The sequence below is a fragment of the Pseudomonas saudiphocaensis genome, from assembly GCF_000756775.1.
In the GTDB taxonomy this organism is placed as follows: Bacteria; Pseudomonadota; Gammaproteobacteria; order Pseudomonadales; family Pseudomonadaceae; genus Stutzerimonas; species Stutzerimonas saudiphocaensis.
In genome coordinates, this window is sequence record NZ_CCSF01000001.1 from 2,706,924 (window position 1) to 2,722,209 (window position 15,286).

Sequence of the window (15,286 nt, forward strand, 5' to 3'; positions counted from 1 at the left end):
CCAAGCTGCTAGAAATCAGGCGTCAGCGAGCCAGTCGCGATCCTTCAGGAAGTATTCGGTCAGACGCGCTTCCGGCGTGCCGGGCGCAGGATTCTTGTCATAGCCCCAGCTGACATTCGGCGGTAGCGACATCAGGATCGACTCGGTGCGCCCGCCCGACTGCAGACCGAACAGCGTGCCGCGGTCGTAGACCAGGTTGTATTCCACGTAACGGCCACGGCGCAGCAACTGGAATTCACGCTCGCGCTCACCGTAAGGCGTGGCCTTGCGGCGCTGGATGATCGGCAGATAGGCCTCCAGATAGGCATCGCCGACTGCGCGCATAAAGGCGAAGCAGGTGTCGAAATCCCACTGGTTGAGATCGTCGAAGAACAGCCCACCGACACCGCGCGGCTCGTTGCGGTGCTTGATGTGGAAGTAGCGGTCGCACCATTCCTTGTAACGCGGGTAGACGTCGGCCCCAAAGGGCGCGCAGGCGTCACGGGCGACCTGGTGCCAATGGATGCAGTCTTCATCAAATCCGTAGAAGGGCGTCAGGTCGAAACCGCCGCCGAACCACCAGACCGGCTCTTCGCCTTCCTTCTCGGCGTTGAACAGGCGCACATTGGCATGTGACGTGGGCACGTACGGGTTGTGCGGGTGGATCACCAGCGACACGCCCATGGCCTCGAAACCGCGCCCGGCCAGCTCGGGCCGATGGGCACTGGCCGAAGGCGGCAGGCCGCTGCCGTACACATGGGAAAAGTTGACGCCACCTTTTTCGATCATCGCGCCGCTTTCAATCACCCGGGTACGGCCACCACCGCCACCCGGCCGCTCCCAGGCATCCTCGACGAAGCGCGCACTGCCGTCCTCGGCCTCCAGTGCGGCGCAGATACGGTCCTGCAGATCGAGCAGGTAGGCTTTGACGGCTTCGGTCCGGTCGCTCACGAAATCACCTTGGCATTTGATGGGCAGTACATCCCCGACGGCTTAGGCCGGGGTGAAAAGGCGTAAGCATATCATCCACCCGGTTGACGAATTCCTGGCAGGGCGGTTGGATAGACTCCTTTAGGTCCACCCCCAGGAGCTTCCCATGTCGCAGCGCATTCAATTCAGCCAGCACGGTGGTCCCGAGGTTCTCGAACAGATCGAGACCCAGATTCCCGCTCCCGCAGCCGGTGAGGTCCGCGTGCGCAACCATGCCATCGGCCTGAACTTCATCGACACCTACTTCCGCAGCGGCCTCTACGCGCCACCGAGCCTGCCGTCGGGGCTGGGAACCGAAGGCGCCGGCGTGATCGAGGCGCTGGGGGAGGGCGTCGATCAGTGGCAGATCGGTGATCGCGTCGCCTACGCCACCGGCCCGCTGGGCGCCTACGCTGAGCATCATGTACTGCCGGCGCAGCATCTGGTGAAGCTGCCGGAGGCGATCAGCTTCGAGCAGGCGGCGGCGGTGATGCTCAAGGGCCTGACCACGCAATACCTGCTGCGCCAGGTGTATCCGCTGCAGGCAGGCGAAACCATTCTGTTCCATGCGGCAGCCGGTGGCGTGGGCTCGATTGCCTGCCAGTGGGCAAAGGCTCTGGGCGCCAAGCTGATCGGCGTGGTCGGTTCGGAAGAAAAGGCCGAGCGCGCCAAGGCACTGGGTGCCTGGGAAACCATCGACCGCACCCGCGAGGATGTGGTGCAGCGCGTACTGGAGCTGACCGACGGGCAAAAGTGTCCGGTGGTCTACGACTCGGTGGGCAAGAGCAGCTGGGAAATCTCCCTCGATTGCGTGGCGCCGCGCGGCCTGCTGGTCAGCTTCGGCAATGCTTCGGGTGCGGTAACGGGCGTCAACCTGGGCGTGCTGGCGCAGAAGGGTTCGCTGTTCGTCACCCGGCCGATCCTGGCGGGCTATGCCGACACGGCGCCGCGCTTGCAGGCAATGGCCGCCGAGCTGTTCGAAATGATTGAAAGCGGCCGGATCAAGGTGGAGATCGGTCAGCGTTTCGCACTTGGCGAAGCCGCCGAAGCCCAGCGCCTGCTTGCAGAGGGACGCACCACTGGGTCGACCATCCTGCTGCCGTAGATATACGGCTTTCCCTATTTGCAGTCCTTAGGCCTGCATTCGCCGCGAGGGCGCGACTCCCACCGGAGCGGAGGCTTTGTTCGGTGGGAGCGCAGCCCTCGGCGCGAAGCTTTTCCATTGCTATCACGCATGCTCAAACAGGGTTAGCCCAACGCTAACTGGCCCGTATGACTTCGCCGCTACGCACATCGCGAATGGTGCTGGGGTTGCGTCTTCCACCTAGCGGGCCGTCGAGAACGGCATCCAGCTGGCGCGGGAAATATTGCTCTACTCGCAGACGCGAACGGGCAGAAGGGCGGCCGGCTGGATTGGCCGAGGTGGACACCAGCGGTCCGGTAAATGCACAGAGTCGGGCCACCAGCGGGTGGTCGGTCACGCGCAGCGCCACGGTATCGTGCCGTCCGGTGATCCATTCGGGCAGAAGCTGGCGGTGCGGCACCACCCAGGTATTGGGGCCCGGCCAGCTGCTAGTCAGCCGATCAAGCCAGCGCTCGGGCAGGTCAGCGAGAAGAAAGTCGAAATCCCTGATGTCGCCGGCGATCAGGATCAGGCCCTTTTCCACTGGCCGCTCCTTGAGCGCCAGCAGGCGATACACCGCGTCACTGTCCCAGGGATCGCAACCCAGGCCCCAGACGGCCTCCGTGGGATAGGCAATCACGCCACCGGCCCGCACCACACGCGCCGCCTGTTGTATACGCCAATTGCCGAACATCATGACCCCAGCTGAAGGAAAACCGCGGCAGTTTACCTGAGCAGGGCGCTCAACCGCTGCACGCAATCCACTGGCCATGCTCGCAGGCCACCCGGCCTTCGATCTCCAGTTCGGTCAGCTCGGCGAGCACCTGCGCGAGCGGTCGATCAAGCGCGCTGGCGAGGGCTTCGCTGCTCATGGGCGCTGCGTGTAGTTGGACGAGCAGCTCATGCTTTTCGGGCTCGGGCGCCGCCGTGTCCAACGTTGCGTGCGGCACCACCTGCTGCCAGCCCCGCAGAGCCTGAAGGATATCCTCGACACCCTCCACCAGCGCCGCGCCCTGGCGGATCAACTGATGGCAGCCGCGGGCGCCGGGATGATGAATGGAGCCGGGAATGGCATACACCTCGCGGCCCTGCTCAGCGGCAAGACGTGCGGTGATCAGCGAGCCGCTGGACGGACTGGCCTCGACCACCAGTACGCCCAGGGAAAGACCGCTGATGATTCTGTTGCGCCGGGGAAAGTTGGATGCCTGCGGCGGGCAATCCAGCGGCAGTTCCGATACCAGCGCACCACCGCCTTCAACGACTCTGCCGGCCAGGCCCACGTGGCGCGCCGGGTAAAGCCGCTGCAGGCCGGTGCCCAGTACCGCGATGGTGTGGCCATCAACATCCAGCGCACCCTGGTGGGCTGCGCCATCGATGCCCAGCGCCAAGCCGCTGGTGATGACAAAGCCGGCCCGCGCCAGGCTGCGGGCGAACGACAGTGCATTGTCCAGCCCTGCACGCGAAGCGCGGCGGCTGCCCACCATGGCCAGTTGCGGGCGTTCCAGCAGGCTGACGTCGCCCTCGACGAACAGCAGCGGCGGAGCATCCGGCAGCTCTGCCAATAACGCAGGGTAGCTGGGGTCATCCCACATCAGCAGATGATGGCCAGGTTGCTCCAGCCAGGTCAGCGCTGCGGCAGCACGTTCACGCACCGAGGATTCGCGGCGGTACTCGGCGCAGCTAAGGGGCAAACCAAGCGAACGCCAGGCGCTGGCCGGTGCGCTCAGGGCAGAGGAGGCGTTGGGAAAGGCTTCAAGCAACCGCTGCAGGCGCCGTGGCCCCAGTTCGGGCAACAGGTGCAGACGCAGGCGTGCTTCTAGTTCGGCGGGGGAAATGGCGGGCATGGCAAACCTCCTTGTTGCCGGGCGCTGCATCCGTGCGGCACCCAGAAGCTGAAAGCCCCGCATCAGCGGGGCTTGTTTGTCAGGGGTTGCGGACCTTGTCCTGTACCGCCAGCGAGCGTGTGGCTTGCAGCACCAAGCCGTAGCTGAGCTTCTCGTAGGTGCGGAACACCATCAGCAGGCCGGCACGTTCATCGGGAATCTTCACATTCTCACCGGTAACCCGGTCGCGTACGGTTTCGCCGGTCTTGTATACGGCCAGGACGTTGCCGTCCTTGAGGCCATCACGGGCGCCCTTGTTCAGGGTGACCACATCGAACTGGCCGATCTGCGTCACACCGCGCGGCACGTCGAGAATCAGGCCGTTGATTTCCTCTTCCGGCTCGCTGGGCATAAAGGAGGAATTGACCGCACGTTCTTCACTGGCAAACAGGCGATCACCGATACGCGCTTCCTGAGTAACGCGGGTCAGCATCATGGTGGCGATATCACCTTCCATGTCGACAATCTCTGCGCTGCCGACGTCATCGGCATTGATGCCGAGGAACTCTCCGGTTTCCGGGTCGATATAGGTCTTGCCCTGGCGGAAGATGCCGTAGACCGGGATGTTGTCTTCAAAAACGCCACGGCCATAGACCCGATCACCCGAGCCGCTGATAACCCGTTCGGCATTACCCGCAACGATATAGGGCGCACCATTGAACTCTTCCGCACTGTCGACGATGCGGTTGCTCAGCAGAAAGCTGTTGATCGCCTGCAGCGGGATGGTGGGAATGGCTTCGGCCATCGGTGTGGTGCGCACCGTGGGCGAGAGCTTGATGGTGCCGCGCGAAGCGCCGCGGTTGAGCATCAGCCGTGGCTGGCCATCAACATAGACCAGGCTGAGGCGGTCACCGGGATAGATCAGGTGCGGGTTTTCCACTTGGGGATTGGCATGCCAGAGTTCAGGCCACTTCCAGGGTTCACGCAGAAATCGCCCCGAGATGTCCCAGAGCGTGTCGCCTTTGACTACGGTGTACTGCTCGGGATGATCTGCCTTGAGCTGAACTTCAGCCTGGGCGATACCGCTAACCGCCACCAGCAGCAAGGCGAGTAGTGATTTCCTCATGTGGTGAATCCCTTTATGATGTGCCTTCACGTAAAGCGCCCGGGCGCCGCGGTAATCCTTGTGGAAAGCGGCGTTAAGCCGTTTTACAAGCTGCCCGGCATCTTAGCAGCGGCTTTTGAATTTATTCCATAAGTGCATCACAAACGTATATGGCGATTCTGAACATCCTCGAATTTCCCGATCCACGCCTGCGCACCATCGCCAAGCCGGTCGAAGTGGTCGATGACAGCATTCGTCAATTGATCGACGATATGTTCGAGACCATGTACGACGCACCGGGAATTGGCCTGGCCGCAACTCAGGTGGATGTGCACAAGCGCGTGGTGGTAATGGACCTTTCCGAGGACAAGAGCGAGCCACGGGTTTTCATCAACCCCGAGTTCGAGTTCCTCACCGACGAAATGGACCAGTATCAGGAAGGCTGCCTGTCGGTACCCGGCTTCTACGAGAATGTCGACCGCCCGCAGAAGGTGCGGATCAAGGCGCTGGACCGCGACGGCCAGCCTTTCGAGCTGGAAGCCGAGGGCCTGCTGGCGGTGTGCATTCAGCACGAGTGCGATCACCTCAACGGCAAGCTGTTTGTCGACTACCTGTCCAATCTCAAGCGCGACCGGATCAAGAAGAAGCTGGAAAAGATTCACCGCCAGCAGGCTTGAGACCCACACTTCGAAGGCTTGCTACGGCAAGCCTTTTTTATTTGACGGACCTTTTCCATGCGCATCGTTTTCGCCGGCACGCCGGAATTCGCCGCCCAGCACCTTCAGGCTCTGCTTGATGCTGGCCATGCCATCGTTGCGGTCTATACCCAACCGGATCGCCCCGCCGGACGGGGTCAGAAGCTGATGCCCAGCCCGGTCAAGCAGCTCGCCCTGCAACATGCGATTCCCGTCTATCAGCCGCAGACCCTGCGCGATCCCGCTGCCCAGGCCGAGCTCCAGGCGCTGCAGGCGGACCTGATGGTGGTGGTCGCCTATGGCCTGATCCTGCCGCAAGCGGTGCTGGACATGCCGCGCCTGGGCTGCGTCAACAGCCATGCTTCGCTGCTGCCGCGCTGGCGCGGTGCGGCGCCGATCCAGCGCGCCATCGAAGCCGGCGACAGTGAAACCGGTGTAACTCTGATGCAGATGGAAGCAGGCCTGGACACCGGGCCGATGCTGCTCAAGGTCAGCACGCCAATCAGCGCCGATGACACCGGCGGCAGCCTGCATGACCGCCTCGCCAGCCTGGGTTCCCAGGCCTTGGTTGAAGGTGTGGCGGCACTGGCAGCCGGAACCCTTAAAGGCGAAGTGCAGGACGACACCCTGGCCACCTACGCCCACAAGCTGAACAAGGACGAAGCGCGCATCGACTGGACACGTCCGGCGCTCGAGCTGGAACGACTGATCCGCGCCTTCCATCCCTGGCCGATCTGCCATGCCAGCCTCGACGGTGCAGTGGTGAAGATTCACGCAGCCAAGATCGGCGCAGGGCAGGGCAATCCCAGTCAGATCCTTGCCGCTGGCAAGGACGGCCTGGAAGTCGCCTGCGGTCAGGGCTCACTGTTGCTCACTCGCCTGCAACTACCGGGCGGCAAGCCGCTGGGCTTTGGCGATCTGTTCAACAGCCGGCGCGAGCAGTTCACACCCGGCAAGGTGTTCGAATAATGGCGATGAACCCGCGCCTGGCCGCCGCCCGCGCGCTGTCAACGGTGCTCGCCGGCAAGGCCTCGCTGGGCAGCAGCCTGCCCGATGTCCTGGCCAAGGTCGAAGCACGTGACCGCGGCCTGACCCAGGAGCTGGCCTTTGGCGCCGCGCGCTGGCAACCGCGCCTGGCGGGCCTGGCCGAACGCCTGCTGCAGAAGCCCTTCAAGGCGGCCGACCGCGATGTCGAGGCCTTGCTGCTGGTCGGCCTGTATCAGCTGTTCTACACCCGTATTCCCCATCATGCGGCCATCGGCGAGACCGTCGGTTGCGTGGAAAAACTGAAGAAACCCTGGGCCAAGGGCCTTCTCAATGCCGTGCTGCGCAACGCCCAGCGCGAAGGCGAAGCCTTGCTGGCCGAGCTGGAACACGACCCGGTGATTCGCGTCGCGCACCCGCGCTGGTTGCAGAAATCGCTCAAGGCGTTCTGGCCGCAGCACTGGGAAGCCATCTGTGCCGCCAACAATGCGCATCCGCCGATGATGCTGCGGGTCAATCGCCGTCAGACCAGCCGGGACGAATATCTGGCCGAACTGCAGGCCGCCGGCATCGAGGCCTTCGCCTGCCGGTTCAGTGAGGACGGCATCCGTCTGGCAGCGGCCTGCGATGTGCAGCAACTGCCGGGTTTCGCGGAAGGTCGCGTCAGCGTGCAGGATGAAGCCGCGCAGCTGGCTGCCGGATTACTGGAGCTGAAACCCGGTCAGCGCGTGCTGGACGCCTGCTGCGCACCGGGCGGCAAGACCTGCCATATCCTCGAACGTGAGCCGGAGCTGGCGGAAGTCGTCGCCCTGGACCTGGAACCCAAGCGCCTGCAGCGTGTGCAGGAGAATCTCCAGCGCCTGCAACTCAAGGCCACCCTGACCACTGCCGACGCCCGCGACACCCAAGCCTGGTGGGACGGCAAGCCCTTCCAGCGCATTCTGCTCGACGCGCCGTGCTCGGCCACCGGCGTTATCCGCCGTCACCCGGACATCAAACTGGCACGCCAGGCAGACGACATCGCCCCCCTGGCCATCCTGCAGGGCGAAATGCTCGATGCGCTCTGGCCCACCCTGGAAGTCGGGGGCGTACTGCTGTATGCCACCTGCTCGGTGCTGCCGACCGAGAATCGCGAGGTGATCGAAGCCTTTCTCAACCGCACGCCTGGCGCCCGCGAGCTGGACCTGCCTGATGCCTTCGGCCTCCAGCAGCCCCACGGCCGGCAACTGCTGCCCCAGGAAGACGGGCACGACGGCTTCTATTACGCCAAACTGATCAAGATTGCCGCCCAGCCGGGCGCTGGGAAACGCTAACGGGCTTCATCGCGCTTCAGGAGTGACCGCGTGAAAATCATCATTTTGGGGGCAGGGCAGGTCGGCGGGACCTTGGCGGAAAACCTCGCCAGCGAGGCCAACGACATCACCGTGGTGGATACCGACCCCGACCGCCTGCGCGATCTGGGCGACCGCCTGGATATTCGTACCGTCGTCGGCCACGCATCCTTTCCCACCGTGCTGCGCCAGGCCGGCGCCGATGATGCCGACATGCTGGTGGCGGTCACCAACAGCGATGAAACCAACATGGTCGCCTGCCAGGTCGCCTTCACCCTGTTCAACACGCCGACCAAGATCGCCCGGGTGCGCGAACCGGCCTACCTGACACGCACCAGCCTGTTCAACAACGAAGCCATTCCGGTGGATGTGCTGATCAGCCCCGAGCAGGTGGTGACCAACTACATCAGGCGCCTGATCGAGATTCCCGGCTCGCTGCAGGTGATCGACTTCGCCGGCGGCAAGGCGCAGCTGGTGGCCGTACGCGCCTACTATGGCGGCCCGCTGGTTGGACAGGAACTGCGCCAGATCCGCGCGCACATGCCCAACGTCGACACCCGCGTAGCGGCGATATTCCGCCGCAACCAGCCGATCCTGCCCCAGGGCAACACCGTAATCGAGGCCGATGACGAAGTATTCTTCATCGCCGCCAAAGCCGACATCCGCGCGGTGATGAGCGAAATGCGCCGCCTGGACGAAAGCTACAAGAACATCCTGATCGCCGGCGGCGGCCATATCGGCGAGCGCCTGGCCGAGGCCATCGAAAACCGCTACCAGGTAAAAATCATCGAAATGAGCACGGCTCGCTGCCGCTACCTCTCCGATACCCTGGACAACACCGTCATCCTCCATGGCAGCGCCTCGGATCGCGACCTGCTGCTGGAGGAAAACATCCGTGACGTGGATGTGTTCCTCGCGCTGACCAACGATGACGAAGCCAACATCATGTCGTCGCTACTGGCCAAACGTCTCGGTGCGCGCAAGGTCATGTGCATCATCAACAACCCGGCCTACGTCGACCTGGTGCAGGGCGGCGAGATCGATATCGCCATCAGCCCGCAGCTGGCCACCATTGGTACGCTGCTGACCCACGTGCGCCGCGGTGACATCGTCAGCGCCCACTCGCTACGCCGCGGCGCCGCCGAAGCCATCGAGGTGGTCGCCCATGGCGATATCCGCTCCAGCAAGGTCATCGGCCGGGAGATCGGCAAGATCTCGTTGCCGCCGGGCACCAGCATCGGTGCCATTATCCGCGACGAAAAGGTCCTCATCGCCCACAGCAATACCGTGATCGAATCCGGCGACCACGTGATCCTGTTCCTGGTCGACAAGAAGCAGGTGCGCAATGTCGAGCGGTTGTTCCAGGCCGGCCTGACCTTTTTCTAATCTCCTGCCCATACGGCCGTTTCGCTGCAAGTTGGCCCCGAAATCCGCTCTGAACCGGGTTTCGTTTGTTCGGTCAAAATTGGCGACCATTCGCTTCAGATGGCTTCGGGTTTTCGTTTGCGGCTCAGCTTTGTATGCTCACGCCGGGAGCCGAGGCTCCCTATAGTCTGTCAACCAGCAACCGGCGAGGCATTCACTCGATACATCCGTCGCGCTTGTAGCGGCACCCCGATGCCTCCTGGCAAACGATTCGCCATCCGCGATGCAAGAACAACAAACAGGAGAAACACCATGAGGGCTCCCACCATCTCACCCATTTCCCGGCTTCTGATCGGCTGTACGGCCTTGGCCAGCATCACGATCAGCAGCCTGTCCCAGGCCGATACGCTGGCCAAGATCAAGGAAAACAGCAGCGTCCGCATCGGCTATGCCAACGAAACACCCTTCGCCTACACCGCCACCGACGGCAGCGTCACCGGCGAATCCCCCGAAATCGTCGAAAAGATTTTCCAGCGACTGGGCATCGAAACCATCAACCCCGTCCTTACCGAATGGGGCTCACTGATCCCCGGCCTGCGCGCCAGCCGCTTCGACCTCATCGCCGCCGGCATGTACATCACCCCCGAGCGCTGCAAGCAGGTGCTGTTCACCGACCCACACTATCAGCTGCCCGACACCCTGCTGGTGAAGACCGGCAATCCAAAGAATCTGCGCAGCTATGAGGACATCGCCAACAACCCCGATGCCAAGCTGGCGATCATGTCCGGCACCGTCAACCTGGCCTATGCACGCAAGGCCGGGATCAAGGATTCGCAGATCGTCCAGGTTCCGGACACAACCTCGCAGCTGCAGGCCGTACGCACCGGCCGCGCGGATGCTGCGATCGGCACCCAGCTGACCATGAAAGGCCTGGCCGAGAAGGCCGGCGATCAGGTCGAAGCGACCACCGACTTCAAGGATGATCCTGCTCACACCGGCTACGGTGCGCTGGCCTTCCGTCCCCAGGACAAGGCGCTGCGTGATGCAGTGAACGCCGAGCTAAAGAAGTGGCTGGGCAGTGAGGAGCATCTGAAGACCGTTGAGCCTTTCGGCTTCGACCGCTCCAATGTCACCGACAAGACGGCCGAGGAACTCTGCTCCGCCTGACCGGAACGGCTGTACGCGAGGCCTAAGGGCACCGCTGCAGCCTTGCACCCACCTTGATTTCCGCCCACCGGAACACCTCGTCTTCACCCAAGCCCATCGCCTCTCCCGCGGTGCGCTTGCCGGTGGTCGAACGCGCCGACTCCGGCCGCACGTTTTTACCTGGCCTGCCTCGGGCCAATCGGAAAAGTCCATGAATGAACTCCTCCCCCTGATGCTGGAGGGTGCCTGGGTGACCGTGCAGGTCACCTTCTTCGGCTCCCTGCTGGCCATTGCCGTCGCGCTGGTGGCCGCCTTCGGCCGCCTGTCACCGATTGCCCCGCTGCGCTGGCTGGCCATCAGCTATATCGAAGTCTTTCGCGGCAGCTCCTTGCTGGTGCAGCTCTTCTGGCTCTACTTCGTGCTGCCGATGCCGCCCTTCAATGTCAGTCTCAGTGCCTTCCAGGTGGCGGTTATCGGGCTGGGCCTAAACATTGGTGCCTATGGCGCGGAAGTGCTGCGCGGGGCCATCCGATCAGTACATGAAGGCCAGTACGAGGCGTGCCAGGCGCTGAACATGACGCCCTGGCAGCGCACCCGGCGCATCATCCTGCCGCAGGCGCTGCTGGCAGCGATTCCGCCGGGAACCAACCTGTTGATCGAGCTGCTGAAGAACACCTCGCTGGTCTCCCTGATCACCCTGTCGGACCTGGCCTTCCGCGCGCGCCAGCTGGATCAGGCGACGCTGATGACTCTGGAGATCTTCGGCCTGGCGCTGGTCATGTACTTCATCCTGGCGCAGATCATCAATTTCTCCATGCGGGCGCTGGAGCGTCGGCTCAGTCGCGGGCGCATGCGTGGAGGTCTGTCATGAACTTCTTCGACTGGGAATTTGCCTGGAGCATCCTGCCGCGGCTGCTGGATGCCTCGCTAAAGACCATCGGCATCACCCTGGCCGGCTTTTCCATCGCCATCGTGCTCGGCCTGTTCCTTGCCATCGGCCGTCGCAGCCGCCTGCGCTGGCTGTCGTGGCCGGTGACCGGCCTGATCGAATTCATCCGCAGCACGCCGCTGCTGATCCAGGTCTATTTCCTGTTCTTCGTGGCACCGGCCTACGGCCTCAACCTGACGGCATTGCAGGCCGGCATCATCGGCATCGCGCTGCATTACGCCTGCTACACCGCCGAGGTCTACCGCGCCGGGCTGGACGCGGTGCCGCGCGCTCAGTGGGAGGCAGTCACTGCGCTGAACATGAAGCCGCTGACCGCCTACCGCAAGATCATCCTGCCCCAGGCGTTGCGGCCGATTCTGCCGGCACTGGGCAACTACCTGATCTCGATGCTCAAGGACACGCCGGTGCTGTCCGCGATCACCGTGGTGGAAATCATGCAGCGGGCCAAGAACATCGGCTCCGAACATTTCCGCTACCTGGAGCCGATCACCATGGTCGGCCTGTTCTTCCTTATCCTCAGTCTCGGCCTCGCCTGGTTGGTGCGCCGTCTGGAAAACCGCATGGAGCTCGCCCGATGAACCCGTCGACGCCCACCCCCGTCCAGCCCACCGAAACCAGCGCCAGCTCGGAACCCATGGTGCAGTTTCGCGACGTAACCAAGCGCTATGGCGACCTGACGGTACTCGACCATCTGGACCTCGATGTTCATAACGGCGAAAAGGTCGCCATCATCGGCCCCAGCGGCTCCGGAAAATCCACCTTGCTGCGCGCCCTGATGACCCTGGAGGACATCGACGAGGGCATGATCATGGTCGACGGCGAGCCACTGACCCACATGCCCGATGCCAACGGCCAGCTGGTGCGCGCCAGTTCCCGGCATCAGCGCAACGTGCGCGGCAAGGTCGGCATGGTATTCCAGAGCTTCAATCTGTTCCCTCACATGAATGCGCTGCAGAACGTGATGGAAGCGCCGGTGCAGGTGCTCGGCCTGTCCACGGCTGAGGCGCGCGAGCGGGCTACCGAGTTGCTGGCCATGGTCGGTCTGGACGACAAGTTCGAGCACTATCCGTCGCAGCTTTCCGGCGGCCAGCAGCAGCGCGTGGCGATCGCCCGGGCATTGGCCATGCGGCCCAAAGTGATGCTGTTCGATGAGGTTACCTCGGCGCTTGACCCCGAACTCTGTGGCGAAGTGCTCAACGTGATTCGCCGACTCGGCGATGCGCACAGCCTGACCATGCTGATGGTGACCCACCAAATGGGCTTCGCCCGGGAGTTCGCCGACCGCGTATGCTTCTTCAACGAGGGACGTATTCTCGAGGAGGGCACGCCGGACGAGCTCTTTGGCAATCCACAGCAGGAGCGTACCCAGGCGTTTCTCAGTGCAGTCAACGAAGCGCACTAGGCTCTGCACGCCGCCTTCGAGCAATGCACTTTTTCGTTCAGCCCCTGGAACATGGCTATTGGGGGCAGAACGATTAAGCTGGACGTGAGCCTGCCGGCTCGCTTCAGTCACTTGACGCTTTCAGCGCGCCAAAGGAGGCAACCGATGCTTGATTCACTGGAAAAGATGCTTGCGCAGGGCATGGACAACCCCATGCTGCGTTTCGGTCTGGGCAAGGGCTATCTGGATGCCGGTGATGCCGAGCGGGCGGTCACGCACTTTCGCCGCTGCGTGGAGCTGGACCCGAAGTATTCCGCAGCCTGGAAGTTGCTGGGGCGGGCGTTACAGAGTTGCGGCGATCTCGATGGAGCACGCGCGGCCTGGGAAAAAGGGCTGGTTGCCGCACAGGCACATGGCGACAAGCAGGCCGAGAAGGAAATGACGGTATTTCTGCGCAAGCTGGACAAGGCGCAGAGCCCTTGAGCCTTCTCCCCGCTTCGGCCTGCATCGCGCTTGCAAAAGCGCTTTTTAAGCCTGAAGCCGAATTCATTCAGCAGCTGTAAGGCCGAAGAAGTTCGGCCCTACAGCTATCAGTTCGCCAGGATAAAGCGCAGACCCACGCCTTCAGCATCCACCCGCATCACTTCCATTTGCAGCTCCGGCGCCGGGATCGGCAGGTCCTGTACCTGGCCACGGACAATGGTGCCCGGCTGTAGCGAGACCAGATCGGGATGCTTGACGTAGACCCCACTGTCGGAAAGGTCGCGGGTCTGTGCCAACACCTCGCCGAATGATTCGTGGCTGATACGAATTCGGCACTTCATGCTGGCGCGAGGGTGCATTCGCTGGTTTTGCATGCCGCGGCTCCTTCTTGTTGTTATATCCGTGAAATCAGTACCAACGCGCCTCACCGGCAGGACGCTTCTTGAAGCGCTTCATGGTCCACATGTATTGGCTTGGCCAGCGACGCACGTAACTTTCGATCATGCGGCTCATGGACGCAACGGCCACATTAACGTCTTCGCTGTACATCTCCTGCGGCGCAGCTTCGAGAATCACCTTGAAGCCCGAGCCATCCTCCAGGCGCAGCGCATGCAGAAACACGCCTACCGCCTTGCCGCCAGTGAGCATACCGGGGACGAATTTGCTGGTCAGTGCCTGAGTGGCAAAAAAGGGCACGAAGACGCCTGAGCTTTCACTGGGTTCCGGGTCGGCGGGAATCCCCACCGAACCGCCGCGACGCACTTCCTTGATCACGCTAAGGATGCCCTCTCGGGTAGAAGGGGCGACCCGATTGCCAAGCTGTACCCGCTGCTTCTGCAACAACTCGTCCACCGCCTTGAGCTTGGGCGGGCGGTAGAAAATGATCGGTTTGCACTGCGCGCAGTAGAAGTGGTTGAGCACTTCCCAGTTGCCCAGATGGCTGGTGATGCCGACCACGCCCTTGCCGGACGCCAGCGCCTGCTCGAGTACTTCCAGTCCCTCGACTTCCTTGACCAGACGCAACGTCTTGTCCGCTGGCCAGATCCAGGCACAGGCACTTTCGGTAAAGGTCTTGCCGATCTGTTGCAGGCTATCGCCCAGCAGCTGCTGCTGGCGTTTTTCGTCGAGCTCGGGAAAGCAGCGGGCCAGGTTGATCCGCGCCACTTCCCTGGAGCGATTGGGCAGCTTCCACATCAGCCAGCCAATCAGCGCGCCCATGCGCTGCACCATCGACCAGGGCAGCAGCGCGAACAGCCGCAGGAAACCGACGATCAGCGCGCCTTTAAACCTATCCAAGCGAGTGACTCCCGAAAAAACCAAAGGGCGCTAGTGTACCCGTATCAACGCAGCGTCCGCCGCCGCAGCGGCCAAGGGTGCGTGCCGGTGACAGTCGGTGGTGTGGTCCATGACCAGCCCGCAGGCCTGCATGTAGGCATAGCAAATGGTCGGACCGACGAAGCTGAAGCCTGCCTTTTTCAGCGCGCGGCTCATGGCCTCGGCTTCAGCGGTAACCGCGGGAACCTGCTCGCGCGTGGTGAAGTGATTGATCAGCGGCCGACCGTCAACGAAGGACCAGATAAACGCCGCCGGGTCTTCCAACTGCAGCCAGGCGCGGGCGTTATTGCGCACGGCTTCGAGCTTGCGGCGGTTGCGGATGATGCCGGGGTCCTGCATGAGCTGGTCGATCTCGGCATCGCTCAGCTGCGCCAGGCGTTGGGGATCGAAGCCGAACAGCACCTGGCGATAGCGTTCACGCTTGCGCAACACGGTGATCCAGGACAGCCCGGCCTGGAAGGCTTCGAGTAGCAGAAACTCGAACAGCACCTGCGGATCGCGACTCGGCACGCCCCATTCGTGGTCGTGATAGTGGATATACAGCGGGTCGTCGCTGCACCAGGCGCAACGCTGCATGGGCGGCTTCCTGAAGTGTGAAGGGCAAGTGGAAAACGACGT

Annotated in this window: 17 protein-coding genes; 10 read left to right on the forward strand and 7 right to left on the reverse strand. The window is 62.9% G+C overall.

Features of this window, described 5'->3' with window-relative positions; genetic code table 11:
* Nucleotides 1–15: 15 nt before the first annotated feature.
* Entirely contained in the window at nt 16–930 is a 915-nt protein-coding gene (hemF, locus tag BN1079_RS12475; protein ID WP_037024825.1) for an oxygen-dependent coproporphyrinogen oxidase, read from the reverse strand.
* A 145-nt stretch (nt 931–1,075) separates the two neighbouring features.
* Here hemF and BN1079_RS12480 point away from each other — a divergent pair, with 145 nt between their 5' ends.
* On the forward strand, nt 1,076–2,053 hold the full coding sequence (locus BN1079_RS12480) for a quinone oxidoreductase family protein (RefSeq protein ID WP_037024829.1): 978 nt from the start codon (nt 1,076–1,078) through the stop codon (nt 2,051–2,053).
* 154 nt (nt 2,054–2,207) lie between these two features.
* Here the strand turns inward: BN1079_RS12480 and tsaC are convergent, their stop codons facing one another.
* From tsaC to BN1079_RS12495, 3 genes are all read right to left on the reverse strand, one after another.
* On the reverse strand, nt 2,208–2,765 hold the full coding sequence (gene tsaC, locus BN1079_RS12485; RefSeq protein WP_037026915.1) for an L-threonylcarbamoyladenylate synthase type 1 TsaC: 558 nt from the start codon (nt 2,763–2,765) through the stop codon (nt 2,208–2,210).
* Nucleotides 2,766–2,814: 49 nt separating this feature from the next.
* The gene (gene dprA, locus BN1079_RS12490) at nt 2,815–3,915 is read right to left on the reverse strand and encodes a DNA-processing protein DprA (protein WP_037024830.1); all 1,101 of its coding nucleotides are present in this window, start codon (nt 3,913–3,915) and stop codon (nt 2,815–2,817) included.
* A 79-nt stretch (nt 3,916–3,994) separates the two neighbouring features.
* Nucleotides 3,995–5,020 (reverse strand): LysM peptidoglycan-binding domain-containing protein, encoded by a 1,026-nt coding sequence (locus BN1079_RS12495; RefSeq protein WP_037024832.1) that lies wholly within the window; start codon nt 5,018–5,020, stop codon nt 3,995–3,997.
* A 149-nt stretch (nt 5,021–5,169) separates the two neighbouring features.
* On the opposite strand from BN1079_RS12495, the gene def reads away from it, so the two are divergent.
* The 9 genes from def (at nt 5,170) to BN1079_RS12540 (ending at nt 13,333) form a co-directional block, all read left to right on the forward strand.
* Nucleotides 5,170–5,676 carry a peptide deformylase gene (def, locus tag BN1079_RS12500; RefSeq protein ID WP_037024834.1) on the forward strand — a complete coding sequence of 169 codons (507 nt, stop codon included), beginning with the start codon at nt 5,170–5,172 and terminating at the stop codon, nt 5,674–5,676.
* A gap of 57 nt (nt 5,677–5,733) precedes the next feature.
* On the forward strand, nt 5,734–6,663 hold the full coding sequence (gene fmt, locus BN1079_RS12505; RefSeq protein ID WP_037024836.1) for a methionyl-tRNA formyltransferase: 930 nt from the start codon (nt 5,734–5,736) through the stop codon (nt 6,661–6,663).
* Between the two features lie 5 nt (nt 6,664–6,668).
* Nucleotides 6,669–7,991 (forward strand): 16S rRNA (cytosine(967)-C(5))-methyltransferase RsmB, encoded by a 1,323-nt coding sequence (rsmB, locus tag BN1079_RS12510; RefSeq protein ID WP_037026919.1) that lies wholly within the window; start codon nt 6,669–6,671, stop codon nt 7,989–7,991.
* 30 nt (nt 7,992–8,021) lie between these two features.
* Nucleotides 8,022–9,395 carry a Trk system potassium transporter TrkA gene (gene trkA / locus BN1079_RS12515; RefSeq protein WP_037024838.1) on the forward strand — a complete coding sequence of 458 codons (1,374 nt, stop codon included), beginning with the start codon at nt 8,022–8,024 and terminating at the stop codon, nt 9,393–9,395.
* A gap of 291 nt (nt 9,396–9,686) precedes the next feature.
* Complete coding sequence (ehuB, locus tag BN1079_RS12520; RefSeq protein ID WP_037024840.1) at nt 9,687–10,541, forward strand: ectoine/hydroxyectoine ABC transporter substrate-binding protein EhuB; 855 nt, start codon at nt 9,687–9,689, stop codon at nt 10,539–10,541.
* Between the two features lie 190 nt (nt 10,542–10,731).
* Nucleotides 10,732–11,391 carry an ectoine/hydroxyectoine ABC transporter permease subunit EhuC gene (gene ehuC, locus BN1079_RS12525; RefSeq protein WP_037024843.1) on the forward strand — a complete coding sequence of 220 codons (660 nt, stop codon included), beginning with the start codon at nt 10,732–10,734 and terminating at the stop codon, nt 11,389–11,391.
* Complete coding sequence (gene ehuD, locus BN1079_RS12530) at nt 11,388–12,047, forward strand: ectoine/hydroxyectoine ABC transporter permease subunit EhuD (protein WP_037024846.1); 660 nt, start codon at nt 11,388–11,390, stop codon at nt 12,045–12,047. Before ehuC ends, ehuD begins: the two co-directional genes overlap by 4 nt.
* Nucleotides 12,044–12,871, forward strand: a complete 828-nt coding sequence (ehuA, locus tag BN1079_RS12535; protein WP_037024848.1) for an ectoine/hydroxyectoine ABC transporter ATP-binding protein EhuA — start codon at nt 12,044–12,046, stop codon at nt 12,869–12,871. Before ehuD ends, ehuA begins: the two co-directional genes overlap by 4 nt.
* Nucleotides 12,872–13,015: 144 nt before the next feature.
* On the forward strand, nt 13,016–13,333 hold the full coding sequence (locus BN1079_RS12540) for a tetratricopeptide repeat protein (protein WP_037024849.1): 318 nt from the start codon (nt 13,016–13,018) through the stop codon (nt 13,331–13,333).
* A 107-nt stretch (nt 13,334–13,440) separates the two neighbouring features.
* Here BN1079_RS12540 and BN1079_RS12545 read toward each other — a convergent pair whose 3' ends face one another.
* The 3 genes from BN1079_RS12545 to BN1079_RS12555 are packed head-to-tail and all read right to left on the reverse strand — an operon-like array spanning nt 13,441 to nt 15,244.
* Nucleotides 13,441–13,707, reverse strand: a complete 267-nt coding sequence (locus BN1079_RS12545) for a PilZ domain-containing protein (protein WP_037024850.1) — start codon at nt 13,705–13,707, stop codon at nt 13,441–13,443.
* Between the two features lie 34 nt (nt 13,708–13,741).
* Nucleotides 13,742–14,629, reverse strand: a complete 888-nt coding sequence (locus BN1079_RS12550) for a lysophospholipid acyltransferase (protein ID WP_037024852.1) — start codon at nt 14,627–14,629, stop codon at nt 13,742–13,744.
* Nucleotides 14,630–14,659: 30 nt separating this feature from the next.
* Complete coding sequence (locus BN1079_RS12555) at nt 14,660–15,244, reverse strand: DNA-3-methyladenine glycosylase I (protein WP_037024853.1); 585 nt, start codon at nt 15,242–15,244, stop codon at nt 14,660–14,662.
* Nucleotides 15,245–15,286 lie beyond the last annotated feature (42 nt).